The sequence below is a fragment of the Oleomonas cavernae genome, assembly GCF_003590945.1.
Taxonomy (GTDB): domain Bacteria; phylum Pseudomonadota; class Alphaproteobacteria; order Zavarziniales; family Zavarziniaceae; genus Zavarzinia; species Zavarzinia cavernae.
The window spans coordinates 1-13,553 of sequence record NZ_QYUK01000016.1; the positions used below are offsets into that span (position 1 = coordinate 1).

Annotated in this window: 15 protein-coding genes and 1 pseudogene; 14 read left to right on the top strand and 2 right to left on the bottom strand. The window is 68.2% G+C overall.

Features of this window, described 5'->3' with window-relative positions; all coding sequences use genetic code 11:
• Nucleotides 1–278: 278 nt before the first annotated feature.
• The 10 genes and pseudogenes from D3874_RS25245 (at nucleotide 279) to D3874_RS25290 (ending at nucleotide 6,667) form a co-directional block, all read left to right on the top strand.
• Nucleotides 279–683 (top strand): FAD-binding oxidoreductase, encoded by a 405-nt coding sequence (locus tag D3874_RS25245; RefSeq protein WP_274380658.1) that lies wholly within the window; start codon nucleotides 279–281, stop codon nucleotides 681–683.
• Nucleotides 683–1,003, top strand: a pseudogene (locus D3874_RS32270) (metallophosphoesterase); the annotation flags it as partial. The gene D3874_RS25245 and the pseudogene D3874_RS32270, both read left to right, overlap by 1 nt.
• A 23-nt stretch (nucleotides 1,004–1,026) precedes the next feature.
• A complete protein-coding gene (locus tag D3874_RS25255) occupies nucleotides 1,027–1,632 on the top strand; it encodes a metallophosphoesterase family protein (RefSeq protein WP_233560363.1) in 606 nt (201 codons plus the stop codon).
• A 40-nt stretch (nucleotides 1,633–1,672) separates the two neighbouring features.
• Nucleotides 1,673–2,662 carry an SDR family oxidoreductase gene (locus D3874_RS25260; protein WP_119782502.1) on the top strand — a complete coding sequence of 330 codons (990 nt, stop codon included), beginning with the start codon at nucleotides 1,673–1,675 and terminating at the stop codon, nucleotides 2,660–2,662.
• A complete protein-coding gene (locus D3874_RS25265) occupies nucleotides 2,659–3,093 on the top strand; it encodes a GNAT family acetyltransferase (RefSeq protein ID WP_119782503.1) in 435 nt (144 codons plus the stop codon). The genes D3874_RS25260 and D3874_RS25265 overlap by 4 nt, the downstream gene beginning before the upstream one ends.
• Nucleotides 3,094–3,321: 228 nt before the next feature.
• Nucleotides 3,322–3,492: a transcriptional regulator gene (locus tag D3874_RS25270; RefSeq protein WP_119782504.1), complete on the top strand. Its 171-nt coding sequence runs from the start codon at nucleotides 3,322–3,324 to the stop codon at nucleotides 3,490–3,492.
• Nucleotides 3,493–3,589: 97 nt separating this feature from the next.
• Nucleotides 3,590–4,360 (top strand): SDR family NAD(P)-dependent oxidoreductase, encoded by a 771-nt coding sequence (locus tag D3874_RS25275; RefSeq protein ID WP_119782505.1) that lies wholly within the window; start codon nucleotides 3,590–3,592, stop codon nucleotides 4,358–4,360.
• Nucleotides 4,347–5,348 (top strand): YheT family hydrolase, encoded by a 1,002-nt coding sequence (locus D3874_RS25280; protein ID WP_119782506.1) that lies wholly within the window; start codon nucleotides 4,347–4,349, stop codon nucleotides 5,346–5,348. The genes D3874_RS25275 and D3874_RS25280 overlap by 14 nt, the downstream gene beginning before the upstream one ends.
• A gap of 23 nt (nucleotides 5,349–5,371) precedes the next feature.
• Nucleotides 5,372–6,322: an alpha/beta hydrolase gene (locus tag D3874_RS25285; protein ID WP_119782507.1), complete on the top strand. Its 951-nt coding sequence runs from the start codon at nucleotides 5,372–5,374 to the stop codon at nucleotides 6,320–6,322.
• 75 nt (nucleotides 6,323–6,397) lie between these two features.
• Nucleotides 6,398–6,667, top strand: a complete 270-nt coding sequence (locus tag D3874_RS25290) for a type II toxin-antitoxin system prevent-host-death family antitoxin (RefSeq protein ID WP_119782508.1) — start codon at nucleotides 6,398–6,400, stop codon at nucleotides 6,665–6,667.
• A gap of 278 nt (nucleotides 6,668–6,945) precedes the next feature.
• Here the strand turns inward: D3874_RS25290 and D3874_RS25295 are convergent, their stop codons facing one another.
• Entirely contained in the window at nucleotides 6,946–7,860 is a 915-nt protein-coding gene (locus D3874_RS25295; protein WP_119782509.1) for a LysR family transcriptional regulator, read from the bottom strand.
• 76 nt (nucleotides 7,861–7,936) lie between these two features.
• Here D3874_RS25295 and D3874_RS25300 point away from each other — a divergent pair, with 76 nt between their 5' ends.
• The 3 genes from D3874_RS25300 (at nucleotide 7,937) to D3874_RS25310 (ending at nucleotide 11,205) form a co-directional block, all read left to right on the top strand.
• On the top strand, nucleotides 7,937–8,710 hold the full coding sequence (locus D3874_RS25300; protein WP_119782510.1) for an SDR family NAD(P)-dependent oxidoreductase: 774 nt from the start codon (nucleotides 7,937–7,939) through the stop codon (nucleotides 8,708–8,710).
• Between the two features lie 171 nt (nucleotides 8,711–8,881).
• Nucleotides 8,882–10,759, top strand: a complete 1,878-nt coding sequence (locus D3874_RS25305) for a trypsin-like peptidase domain-containing protein (RefSeq protein WP_158596214.1) — start codon at nucleotides 8,882–8,884, stop codon at nucleotides 10,757–10,759.
• Nucleotides 10,756–11,205, top strand: coding sequence for an MOSC domain-containing protein (locus tag D3874_RS25310; protein WP_119782512.1), 450 nt, complete (start codon nucleotides 10,756–10,758; stop codon nucleotides 11,203–11,205). Before D3874_RS25305 ends, D3874_RS25310 begins: the two co-directional genes overlap by 4 nt.
• A gap of 4 nt (nucleotides 11,206–11,209) precedes the next feature.
• Here the strand turns inward: D3874_RS25310 and D3874_RS25315 are convergent, their stop codons facing one another.
• Nucleotides 11,210–12,154 (bottom strand): HD domain-containing protein, encoded by a 945-nt coding sequence (locus D3874_RS25315; RefSeq protein ID WP_158596215.1) that lies wholly within the window; start codon nucleotides 12,152–12,154, stop codon nucleotides 11,210–11,212.
• A 438-nt stretch (nucleotides 12,155–12,592) separates the two neighbouring features.
• Here D3874_RS25315 and D3874_RS30880 point away from each other — a divergent pair, with 438 nt between their 5' ends.
• Nucleotides 12,593–13,531: a hypothetical protein gene (locus D3874_RS30880; RefSeq protein WP_233560364.1), complete on the top strand. Its 939-nt coding sequence runs from the start codon at nucleotides 12,593–12,595 to the stop codon at nucleotides 13,529–13,531.
• Nucleotides 13,532–13,553: the final 22 nt, after the last annotated feature.

Genomic DNA, 13,553 nt, shown 5'->3' on the forward strand with positions numbered 1-13,553 from the left:
CCGATGTGACGGCGCCATCACCCTGCTGGGCGCCTGCGCAGGCCGCGGGCGAAGGCTGACCGCCTTCGAACTGCTGCCCGAGATCGGCATCGGGTTCGTGCTGGACCATTTGCCCGGCGCAAGCGCCCCTGGCGACGGTCGCGCCTGGTATGTCCTGATGGAGATCGGCGGCCAGGACGAGGGCCGGCAGGCCCTGCTGGAGCGACCCTGGCCCAGGCCATGGAAGACGGCCTGGTGCTGGACGCCACCATCGCCGCCTCGCAAGCCCAGGCCAGGCCCTGTGGCACCTGCGCGAAGACATGTCCGACGCGCAGAAACCCCAGGGCGCCAGCCTGAAGCACGATATCTCGGTCCCGGTCCAGCGCCTGGACCGGTTCGTTGCCGCGCCAACGCCGCCATCACGGCGCGCGACGCCCAGGTGCGCATCGTCTGCTTCGGCCACCTGGGCGACGGCAACCTGCACTTCAACTCAGCCAGCCGGTGGGGTGGATCCGGCCGCCTTCATGGCCCGCACGCAGGAGTTTGCGGAAATCGTCCACGACCTGACCCATCAGTTCGGCGGCTCGATCTCGGCCGAGCACGGCCTGGGCCGCCTGAAGGTCGACGAGATCACCCGCTATCACTCGACGGTGGAACTGGACCTGAAACGCCGGATCAAGCAGGCTTTCGACCCAAGGGCCTGATGAATCCGGCAAGGTCATCACCGGGCAACAGACAAGTTGAACAATGGGGCCCCCGCGGCCGATCCCGACCGCTTGCAGGGAGGCGGAGAGATGAGAATCGTTCTGGTTTCCGACAGCCACCCAGCCCCGTCGTCGGCGCGTTCGGCGACAACTGGCTGGCCATCAAGGCCTGGATCGCCAGCATGCGGCCCGACATGGTCGTGCACCTGGGCGACATCACGGCTTATGGCGATGAAGATCCCGCCGAGCTGGCCCAGGCCTTCCAGGCCCTCAACAGCGGCGACTGGGAGAAACGCTTCCTGCCCGGCAATCACGACATGGGTGACAACCGCCGGGGCCCGGCGTGGCTCGGAACAGCAACTGGTCGACCTCGAGCATCTGCAGCGCTACCGCGGGTCTTCGGCCCCGATCGCTGGTCCTTCGGGCCGGTGCCTGGCAGATCCTGGGCCTCAACGCCCAGCTTTTCGGCACCGGCCTCGACGAGGAGGAGGCGCAGTTTGCCTGGATCGAGGCGGCGCTTGGAACATCCGCGGGCCCGTTGGGCGTGATGCTGCACAAGCCGCTGTTCCGCAACGGGCCGGCGGACGACGAGATCCACGGGCGCTATGTCCCGGCGGCACCGCGGCGGCGGTTGCTGGAGCTGCTGGCCCGCCGGGATTTGCGCTTCGTCGTCGCCGGCCACACCCATCAGACACGGCAGATCGAGGTGGACGGCGTCGAGCATGTCTGGGCGCCGTCCTGCGCCTTCATCATCCCCGACGCCCTGCAGGAGACGATCGGCGCCAAGATCGTGGGCGCCATGACCCTCGACCTGACGGATACGACCCACCACTTCCGCCTCGCCCTGCCCGACCGGGTGGCCCAGCACAATGTGGCCGACTTCCCCCAGCTCTACCCGGAATTCACCGCCAAGTTCATCGCCGAGCGCGACCAGTTGCCCAGACCCTGAAGGATAGGCCACACTGGGCAAAACATAAGGGGAGGGCTGCATGCCCAGTGCGTTCGTGACCGGGGCCACCGGCTTCGTCGGCATCAATCTGGTGGACGAGCTGCTGGCGCGCGGCTGGACCGTCACCTGCCTGGTGCGGGCGGGCTCGAACACCAAATACCTCGACCGCCGCGCCGTCGCCAAGGTGACGGGCGAGATTACCGACATCGAGTCGCTGCGGCGGGCCATGCCGGCCGGCCTCGACGCCGTCTTCCACGTCGCCGGCGACACCAACATGTGGTCGCGCAACAACCCGCAGCAGACCGCCAACAATGTCGACGGCACCCGCAACATGTGCACCGTCGCCCTGGAAAAGGGCGTCAAGCGCTTCATCCACACCTCGACCGTATCCGTCTGGGGCCTAGTCGACGGCCCCGTGACCGAGGAGGTGCCCCAGCGGGGCGGCTCGTCCTGGATCAATTACCAGAAGTCGAAATACCTGGCCGAGCGGGAAGTGGCGGCCGCGGTCGGGCGCGGCCTCGACGCCGTGATCATGAACCCGGCCGCCATCGTCGGCGCCCAGGACAGCCATACCTGGGCCCGCATGTTCCTGATGGTGGCGCAGGACGAATTGCCCGGCGTGCCGCCCGGCGGCCTCTCCTTCGCCCATGTCCGCGAGGTGGTGAACGCCCATATCGAAGCGGTCGCCCGCGGCCGCACCGGCGAGAATTATGTCCTGGGCGGAACCGAGGCGACGATGAAGGACTTCGTCGGCGAGATCGCCCGGCGCCTGGGCAAGACCAAGGCGCCACCGGTCATCCCCCTGCCCCTGCTGAAACTGTTCGGCCGGCTCTATGCGCTCAAGGCCGCGATCACCGGCAAGCCGCCGGCGCTCACCCCCGAGACCGCGGCCATGGCGGCCAAGGTCAATCCCTGCCCCAGCCTGAAGGCTCAGCGCGAACTGGGCTATCGCACCGTACCGCTGGCCGTGATGGTCGCCGACTGCGCCGACTGGCTGATCGAGCAGGGTTACATCGCGAGGCCGGCTTGAGCGGCACGTTCCGCGACGTCGGCGACGGTGATGTCGACGGCCTCGTCTCCCTGTGGACCGCCTGCGGCCTGACCCGGCCGTGGAACGATCCCCGGGGCGACATCGCCCTGGCCCGCCGCTCGGCCGAGGCGACCATCCTGGTCGCGACCGAGGCAGGGGCGGTGGTCGGCAGCGTCATGGTCGGCCACGAGGGCCATCGCGGCTGGATGTACTATCTGGCCGTCGCCCCCGCCCTGCGCCGCACCGGCCTGGGCCGGCGCCTGGTCAAGGCCGCGGAAGACTGGATCGCGGCCCGGGGAATGGCCAAGATGCACCTGCTGATCCGCCCCGAGAATCACGCCGTCCGCGCCTTCTACGAGGCGCTGGGCTATGGCGAGCAACCCCGCGTCCTGATGGCCCGCTGGCTCGACGGCCGGCCGCTGGACGGATAATCGATCCAAATTGCTTTTCCGTTGAGCGCAGCAGCCGACAACTCTCACAAAGCGTCATCCCGGCCGCAGGGCGAAGCCCGGAGAGCCGGGATCTCGGGACCAGTGTTCCCGGCGCCGGGCCGTCACGAGATTCCGGCTCTACGCTGCGCTACGGCCGGGATGACGATTTTTGGGGTGCCGCCGCCGGCCCGAAGACGTATTTATCGGCACGCACGAGGAAGACGACAAATGGATATCCGATCGATCCGCGATGAGTTCGACTACGATTGGGCCCTGACTGAGATCGCGCGTCATTTCGAGCGAGAGCCGGCCCCCGGTACGGCCGATGCCGCGCGCTTCGATGCGCTTGCCGCGCTGATCGAGGCGCCCGACGCGGCCTCCCACCACATCGACGCCTGAGCGCCACTGGCTGACGCGACGTCAAACATGACGCCCTCGTCATCCATATTTGTGGTGCCTATACTCCGGCCCAATCAATAAGCGGAGGAGAGCAAGCATGGCGTTCAAGCCTTTCGATCTGACCGGCAAGGTGGTTCTCGTCACCGGCGGCAATGGCGGCATCGGCCTCGCCATGGCGGCGGGTTGCGCCGCGGCCGGCGCCGACGTGGCGATCTGGGGCACCAATGCGGCCAAGAACGCCGCGGCGGCCGAGAAGCTGCGCGCCCACGGCACCAAGGTCGCGGCCTTCGAGGTCTCGGTGATCGACGAGGCGGCGGTGGCCGACGGCTTTGCCCGCACGATCCAGGCGCTGGGCCGGGTCGATGCCTGCTTCGCCAATGCCGGCATCGGCGGCATGACACCGTCCTTCATGGAACTGGGCCTCGATGAATGGCGCCGGGTCATGGCGGTCAACCTGGACGGCGCCTTCCTGACCCTGCGCGAGGCGGCGCGCCACATGACCCTGCGCGGTGGCGGCGGTTCGCTGGTCGTCACCGGCTCGCTGGCCGGGATCGAGGGCGCGGCGCGCAACGAGCACTACGGCGCCAGCAAGGGCGGCGTCCTGTCGATGATGCGGGCGATCGCGGCCGAACTGGGCAAGGACGGCATCCGCTGCAACTCGGTCACGCCGGGCTGGATCGAGACCGACATGACCGAGCTGCTGTTCAACAATCCCCGCTTCAACGACCGGGTGATGCCGCGCGTCCCCGTGCGCCGCTGGGGCAAGCCGGAGGATTTCGCCGGCATCGCGGTCTATCTCGCCTCCGACGCCAGCCGCTTCCACACCGGCGACAGCATCGTGATCGACGGCGGCTATGCCATTTTCTGACCAGGCGCCGCGCTTGGAACTGGCGCCGTTCCGGGCCCGCCTGCCCTGGCTGGGCGGCGATCTCCAGTCCGTCCGCAATGCCCTGGCCAAGCCCGTGCCGCCCCGTCCGGCGGCACGCTCCAGCCGGCTGATCCTGCCCCTGGCCGACGGCACCGGCGACCGCCTGCATGTAACCCTGGACGAGCCTGCCGCCCCGCGGCCAGGCTTGCCGCTGGCCCTGTTCGCCCACGGCGTCTCGGGCAGCGAGGACAGCTATTATATGCTGGCCACGGCCGCGCGCCTGATCGAGCGCGGCTACCACGTGGTGCGTCTCAACCTGCGCGGCGCCGGGCCGAGCCGGATCGATTGCAAGCGCCACTACCATGCCGGCCGCTCGGGCGACCTGCGCGATGCCATCGCCGCCCTGCCCACGGCCTTGACCGCCAACGGCGCGGTCGCGGTGGGCTTCTCGCTGGGCGGCAACACGGTGTTGAAGCTGGCCGGCGAACAGGGCGCCGGCGGGCCGGTGGTGGCGGTCGCCAGCGTCTGCGCCCCGATCGACATCGGCCTGACCACCGCCAACCTGGCCCGGCGCCGCAACAAGGTCTATCAAAAGGTCCTGCTGAAACCCTTCAAGGCCGAATATGTGGCGCCCGGCGCCGAACTGAGCGATGCCCTGCGCGCCGCGGTGGAACGGGCGCGCAACTTCGCGGAATTCGACGCGACAGTCACCGCCCCGCGCAACGGCTATGCCTCGGCCCAGGCCTTCTACGACGACAACGGCGCCCGCCACCATGTCGCCGGAATCCGTGTCCCGGCCCTGGTCATCGCCGCGCAGGACGATCCGATCGTGCCCTTCGCGCCCTACGCCGCTATTGACTGGCGGGCCCTACCCTGGACGATACCAGCCTTCACCCGGACCGGTGGCCACGTCGGCCACCACGGGCGAGACGGAATCTGGTATGTCGAGGCCATCGACCGGTTCCTTGCGAGCCTCGAACAACGATAACAGTCCTCAATCGGGAGACCCCTATGACCCTCGATCCCCAGGCCAAGGCGATCCTCGATCAGATTGCCGCCTCGCCCCTGCCCAAATTGCATCAGGTGCCTGCCAGCGTGGCGCGCCAGATGTTCGAGATCTCGTGCAAGCTGCTCGACGCCAAGGACCTGCCCATCGGCAAGGTCGAGGACCGCGTCATTCCAGGCCCCGGCGGCGACCTGGCCATCCGCGTCTACACCCCCGTCGCGGCCCCCTCGGGCACCCTGCCCGTGCTGGTCTTCTTCCATGGCGGCGGCTTCGTCATCGGCAGCATCGAAACCCATGACGCGCCCTGCCGCATCATCGCCAACGAGGCCCGGTGCCTGGTGGTCTCGGTCGAGTATCGCCTGGCCCCCGAACACCCCTTCCCGGCCGCGGTCGACGACTGCCTGGCCGCGGTCAACTGGGTGGCGCGCAACGGGGCCGAGATCGGCGCCGACATCAGCCGGATCGGCGTCGGCGGCGATTCCGCCGGCGGCAACCTCTCGGCCGTAATTGCCCAGATTACCCGCGATGCCGGCGGCCCGGCGCTGGCCTTCCAGTTGCTGATCTACCCCGCGACCGATGCCCTGCACGAAGGCCTGTCGCGCACTGCCAACGCGGAAGGTTACATGCTGGACCAGGAACTGATGACCTGGTTCTTCACCCAGTATATCGGCAGCCCCGACCAGGCCGACCTGGGCGATCCCCGCCTGTCGCCCATGCGCCATCCCAAGCTGGCCGGCCTGCCGCCGGCCCATGTCATCGTCGCCGGCTTCGATCCCCTGCGCGACGAGGGCCTGGCCTATGCGCAGGCCCTGCAGGAGGCCGGCGTCGCCGTCACCACCGCCGAATACAAGGGCCAGATCCACGGCTTCTGCTCGATGTCCGGCGTCATCGAGGCCGGCCGCACCGCCCTGGTCGAGGGCGCCGCGGCCATGAAGGCCGTCTTCGCCAAGGCCTGATCGCCGGCATGCGCCTCGCGCCTCCTTGAAAATTTCCGCAAAACGCGTAAATTGTGGAAATCAAGGAGGCGCCTGATGCGCGAAGTGCCGGCAACCGAGTTCACCCGTAATTTCGGGCAGTATCGTGAAATCGCCCAGCGCGAGCCCGTTGCCGTGACCAGCCACGGGCGCACCACCGGCTATTTCGTCTCGGCTATTGAGTACGAGGAATTTCAGCGGCTGCGCGCACGCGCGGGACGCTCCATCGCGGTCACCGATCTGACCGAGGCTGAAATCGAGGCGATCGCCGCCAGCCGCATGGACCCCGAACACGATCATCTGAACGCGCTGCTCGACGAGGCGTGATGTAATCCGATATGGCGCTTCCCGATCCGCGCCCCGGCTTTTCGCCGAGGTGGTCGAGACGATGCGCAAGGTGTGGCGGGCCGGCCTGGGCAGGCGAACACCACGCGACTAACGCCATTTCCAGACAAATTAGAAGTAACTCGTCATCCCGGCCGAAGAGCCGGGATCTTGTGACGCTTGAGCACCGAGAATTCTGATCAAGAGATCCCGGCTCTACGCTCTGCTCCGGCCGGGATGACGATACTCGATAAATCAGAAAACAGCGCTCGCTGGGCCTGTCAGCCCAGGGCGCCCATCAGCGCGACGCGCTCGCGCTTCATCACGGCGCTGATCTGGTCGATGGTGGCGCGCAGGCGCGGGGCGTGGCGCAGGTCGCGGTGGACCGCCAGCCAGACCTCGCGCAAGGGGCAGGCGCCCGGCGCGGTCAGCCGGGTGAGGCTTTCGGCATCGCCCAGGAAACAGGGCAGCAGGGCCACCCCCATGCCCGATTTGACCGCCGCCAACTGGCCGGCGGCGCCGTCGACGCGCAAGGCGGGCCGGGCGCCGCGGGCAAGCCGGGCAAACCATTGGGCATCAGCGGCACCCGAGAGTTCCGGCGGCGGCCCGATCGCATCGCAGCCGGCAAAGGCGCCGGGGGCCGGCGCGCGCCGCTCCTCGGGATCGAGGCCGGCGGCCAGGACATAGCGGGGCGCGGCATAGACGGCAAAAGCGACGAAGGCGACCCGGCGCACGAACAATTCCGCCTGGTCGGGCAGGGCGAAGCGCAAAGCGATGTCGCTGTCGCGGCGTGCCAGGACCGGCGGGCGCTCGTCCGAAACCAGTTCCAGCGACAGGCCGGGGTGGCTGGCGATGAACGGCGACAGGCGGGTCGCCAGGAAGGGTGCGATCAACAACTCGGGCGCCGAGACGCGCAGCACGCCCTCCAGCGGGGCCGCCCCGCCTTCGATCTCGACCGCCAGTTCGGCCATGGTGCCCGCCATCTGCTCGGCCGCGGTGACCACGCGGGCGCCGGTTTGCGTCGCCACCAGGGATTGGCCCTGGCGCTCGAACAAGGGCCGTCCCACCGCGGCCTCCAACGCCGCCAGCCGCCGCCCCATGGTCGACTGGTTGAGGCCCAGTGCCCGGCCGGCGGCGGTCAAGGTGCCGTGACGGGCAATGGCCAGCGCGATCTTCAAGTCGTCCCAGTCCTGCATGACCCTTACTATGGCGGTGATTCGTGTAGGCTGCGCGTCTCATAACCCAAAAAAACACGCGACGGAGGAGAGTGGCATGGCGTCCAAACTGTTCGACATGAAGGGCAAGGTTGCCGTCGTTACCGGGTCGAGCCGGGGCATCGGCAAGGCCATCGCGATCGAGCTGGCCCGGGCCGGGGCCAAGGTGGTGGTTTCCAGCCGCAAGGCCGATGCCTGCGAGGCCGTCGCGCAGATCATCCGCGGCGAAGGCGGCGAGGCGATGGTCGTTCCCTGCAACATCTCCTCGCGCGACGACTGCCAGGCCCTGATCCACCAGACCCTGAGTACCTACAGCCGGCTCGACGCGCTGGTCTGCAATGCCGCCGTGAACCCCTATTTCGGCCCCATCATCGATGTCCCCGATGCCGCCTTCGACAAGATCATGGCCTCGAACATCAAGTCGAACCTGTGGCTGTGCCAATTGGCCAAGCCGACCATGGAAGCCCAGGGCGGCGGCTCGATCCTGATCATCTCGTCGATCGGCGGCCTGCGCGGTTCCGCCCTGCTGGGCGCCTACTGCATCTCCAAGGCGGCCGACATGCAGCTCGCGCGCAATCTGGCGGTCGAATGGGGACCGGCGAACATCCGCACCAATTGCATCGCGCCGGGCCTGATCCGCACCGACTTCGCCCGGGCCTTGTGGGAAAATCCCGACATCGAGCGCGAGATCCTGCGCAATTGTCCGGCAGGCCGCATCGGCGAGCCGGAAGACATCGCCGGCGCCGCCCTGTTCCTGGTCTCGGATGCCGGGCGTTACACCAACGGCCAGACCCTGGCGGTCGACGGGGGCGTCACCATCGCCGGCGGCTGAACAGGCGACATCAGGGGCGCGGTCGGAATGCCACACGGCCGCGCGAACTGCATTTCGCGCTTGCAAAAGTGTCGCGACTCGGATCATGGCGCATTAGGTTGGGGTTCTGCTAGATATTGTGGACAACTCGGCATGGGATTGATGCCGAAAATCTCAATTGGTATCCTCGCGATGAAGCCCCTCGGCCGTTTTGGCCGTCTATCTGCCGTTGGCGGCGCCGTTGCCACCACGGGCCTGTTGCTCTGGGGCCTTGTTGGCGCGCCGGCCTGGGCCGCAGGTTATCAGGAAGGCTTCGCTGCCTATGAACGCGGCGACTTCGGCGGTGCCTACGAAATCTGGCTGCCGCTGGCCGAAGCCGGCGATTCCGATGCGCAGTTCGGCGTCGGCGTTATTCTCGACAACGGCCAGGGCGTCTCCGAAAACGACGCGGAAGCGGCGAAATGGTATCGCCTAGCCGCCGAACACGGCAACCCGGACGCCCAGTTCAATCTTGCCCTGCTCTATGACTCCGGCAAGGGGATCGAGCAGAACAAGGAGGAAGCCGCCTTCTGGTACCGCAAGGCGGCGGTTACCGGGCACGTTGGCGCGCAATACAACCTCGCCCTGATGTACGAGAGTGGCGATGGCGTCGACCGCGACCCGGCCATCGCCGCCTTCTGGTATCGCAAGGCCGCCCAGCAGGGCCACGCCAAGGCGCAGAACAACCTGGGCGTCCTCTATGACAAGGGCGTCGGCGTCGCCGAGGACAAGGCCGAAGCCGCCAAATGGTATGCCGCCGCCGCCGAACAAGGTTTTGCCCGGGCGCAGTTCAATCTGGGCGTCATGTATGATTTCGGCACCGGCGTCCCGCTCGACGACGCCAAGGCGGCCGGCTGGTACCGCAGGGCCGCCGAACAGGGCGATCTCGAGGCGCAATTCAACCTTGCCTTGATGCTCGACACCGGCGAAGGCGTGCCGGTCGACAAGGCCGAGGCGGCGAAGTGGTATCGCAAGGCCGCCGAACAGGGCAATCCGGCGGCCCAGAACAATCTGGCCGTCCTGCTGGATTCCGGCGACGGCCTGCCCCGCGCGCCGGCCGAGGCGGCCTATTGGTACGAGCAGGCGGCCGATCGCGGCAATACCAGCGCCATGCGCAATCTGGCGGCGCTGTACCGCGACGGCCAGGGCGTCACGCAGAACCTGATCGAAGCCTACAAATGGTATTCGATCGCCATCGACTCCATGGGATCGGGGCCCGAGCGCGAAACCGCACTCGAAGAGCGGGCCGACGTCGCCGAGCGCATGGAACGGGCCGAGATCAAGGAAGGCCGCCGCCTGGCCGAAGAGTGGCTGAAGCGCAACGGCCCGGGCAGCACGGCGCCGCGCGTGGCCAATACCGGCCCGCCCGAAACCACGCCGCCCGAGCGCATGCGGACCGAGCTCGACTCGACCGGTTCGGGCTTCTTCATCTCCATGGGCGGCCTGGTACTGACCAACAATCATGTGGTCTCCGGCTGCGCCGATCTCAAATTGCGCCTGGGGCGCGAGGAAATCGGCACGGCCGCGGTGATCGCCAGCGACCCGTCGCGCGATCTGGCGGTGCTTCAATCGGCATCGACACCGCCCTCGCGCGCCGTGTTCCGCATGGGGCGCGACATCCGCCCGGGCGACGACGTGGTCGCGGTCGGCTATCCCTTGCGCGGCCTGCTCTCGTCCGAGGCCAACGTCGCGACCGGCACGGTCAGCGCCAATGCCGGCCTGCGCGACGATCCGGACTACCTGCAGATCTCGGCGCCGGTGCAGCCGGGCAATTCCGGTGGCCCCCTGCTCGACCGTTCGGGCCTCGTCGTGGGGGTGGTCTCGGCCAAGCTCGACGCGCTCGAGGTGGTCGATGCCTACGGCGACATTCCGCAGAATGTGAATTTCGCGATCAAGGCCAGGGTCGCCGCGGCGTTCCTGAACCAGCACCAGATGACCTTGACCGCGACCGATCCCGGGCCGCCGCTTTCCGCCGCCGACGTCGGCGAAGTGGCGCAGCGGTACACCGTTCTCGTGGAGTGTTGGAAATGACCGGTCGCCTGATCGCCATCGCCCGCCGGGCCAAGCCCCGGCTGCCCATGGAAAGCCTGACCGCGGCGGCCGTGACCGTCGAGGCCGGCGTGGAGGGCGACATTCGCGGCCGCCCGGGCGACCGTCAGGTCACCGTCCTGGCGATCGAGGCTTTCAAGGCCGCCGTGGCCGATGTTCCCGGTGCCGATCCGGCCACCCCCTGGACCACGCGCCGCGCCAACCTGCTGGTCGAAGGCATCGATCTGCCCAGGCAGCCCGGCGCCGTGCTGACCATCGGCACGCTGACCCTCGAGGTTACCGGCGAGACCGAGCCGTGCGAGCGCATGGACGCCCAGCTCCCCGGCCTGACCGCGGCACTGACGCCCGACTGGCGCGGTGGCGTCACCTGCCGTGTCCTGGCAAGCGGCCGGGTCGCCATCGGGGACGGTGTCGTCGTCGGGGTCTGATCGCCTAGGGCCTGATCAGCGGGGCATCGATGCCGTCGTTGGAACTGGACATGCCCAGTTCCGAGAACGACTTGATCAGCGACATGTTGAGATTGAAGAAGCGGCCCGCCCCGGTCGTAAAGCTGCCGCCCACGATGTGGTTGAGGAAGCGCAGCATGTCGTTGCAGTCGAGGTAGCGCCCGCCTTCGGCACCCAGCTTGTCCGATTGCCGGCGGGCGTAGTCGAGGCTCAGCCCCGCCGACGACATCAGGTCGGCATCGTTCAGCAGCCCGGCGAGGCGCAGCAGGCGCAGATCCTGTGCCAGCGGCGCCAGTTCTGTAAAAGCGGTCGCCGGCTCGGGCGCTGGCGCCTGGTAGAAGGCCTGGCTGTGCAACGCCTTCATGTAGAGGTTGGGGCCGGCAGGATCGGTCGCCAGGACCATGACCTTGATCGCCGCCTGGTCCTCGCCGCTGATCCCAGCCGCCTGGAAATAAGGCGCAGCGGTATCGTTGGCCAGTTGCTCCAACCGGAAGCGCTGCTTGCCGTTCATCGTCCCGTCATGCTCGAAATCGTGGATCAGAGCCGCCAGGCACAGCAGCGCGTGTTCGCGCTGGGTCAGGCGGATATTGATCGCCACGACATCGTTGCGCGCCGCCAGATAATGGGCATTCAGCACCACTTCCAGGGTGTGATGGGCATTGTGGTAGGGGTTGACCGGCTGGGGCGTATCCCGCGCCTCGATCGCCGCGGCGATCGGCATCGCCGCCTTGGCATAAGGGTGATTCTCGCCAAAGCCGTACCCCTCGAGCAGGCACAGCACGATCGGACCGAGCTTCTCGCCGGAGACGGCTTCCAGGCGCGTATAGGCCTCGGTGATCGAGCGGGCCGCACGCCGCGCGGTGTGGCCGGGCACCACCACAAAGGGCTCGGCTTTGAGGTCAAGGCCGGCTTGGGCGAGGAGTTGGTCCATGTGGCATGTCATCGAGCGGCCGACCCGTTGCGGTTACCCCAGTTGCGGTTGCCCCAGTTGCGATTGCCTGAGCATGTCCCAGCCGCGGCCGGCGGCTACGGCCAGATGTATCGAAAGGCTGCATCTTGCCGCCAAACTCCCGAGAGATCGTTCCCCAAGCGGACCCCGCGCCCGGTGCCCCAGTCTGTGATCTACGTCACACCTGATACGACATGCGTTGATCGTCGCCCTGCATCCTTTACCCATCGAACATCACCAAATGGTAACCGGTCTGGCAACGCCAGAAGCGGGAGGCTTGCCACAATCGGGGCAAACAAGCGCCGGAATCGTGCCTAAACTCCTCCCAGTCCCTTCTCAGGGCAGCCATTGTTGCGTTAAGCAGCTTGAGGGGACGGAGCGGCTCAAGACTCCGCCGGGGACAGAGCAGGAAACAGCACGATGACCGAACTGCCGCAGGACGTACCGCCGGACGCAACCACCGGCCAGGCCGGGGAAGGCAGCACGCGGGAAGGCCGCACGAGCCGCCTGATGGCCGTGCTCACGTCGGGACCGCTGCCGCGCCTCGCCCTCGCCCTGCTCGCCTTCAGCCTGAGCACGGCGGTGGTCTTTGTCATCGTGCTGGGCTTTGGCAGCAATGTCGGCCTGGTCGACCGGGAATTGGGGCTGCGCGGCTTCATGGCATCGGGCCTGCTGCTGCTGCCGCCGGTGCTCCTGCCGCGGGTCGGTGCCGGTCTTGCCATTCGCGGCCGGGGCCAGCCGCTGGTCACTTGGTCCATGGCGGTCGCCCTGCTGGCCGCGGTGATCGCCGCTGCCGGCCTGACCGCGCGCGAAGGCGCTGCCGCCTGGGTGGCCCTGGCCCTCGACGGCCTGGTGCTGGCGGTGCTGGCGCCGCTCGTCCTGTCGGCAGTGCACCGCCGGCTCGACGCCGGCGCCCGGCTGCAGGGCGTGGCCACCCTGCTGATCGCCACCTTCGCCGGCAGCGCCATCGGCATCGGTGCCGCCCACCTGCTGCGCGCCCTGCCCGGCGGCGAGGTCCTGCTGGCACTTGTCCTGGTGGTCGTCACCGGCTTTGGCTGGTGGCTGACGCGCAAGCTGGCGGCGGCCACCGTGGGCGGCCTGCCCCGGCCGAGGAACAGGGGGCGACCGCGCTCGATCGCAGCGGCCTGCCCGGCATCATCGCCCAGATGCGGGCCGCCCAGACACCTTGGGCCGCCGCCCTGGGTGTCGCCTGGTTCGGTGCCGGCACCATCCTGTTCGTCGCCTATCTGCCCGCCTTGGCGCGCCAGGTCTTGGGGGGCGATGCCCTGGTCGAGTTCACCTACCTGGGGGGCTTCGGCCTGGGCGTGGTGCTGGGATCGGTGCTGGCGGTGCGGCTGACCCGCGGCATTGCCAGCGCGGC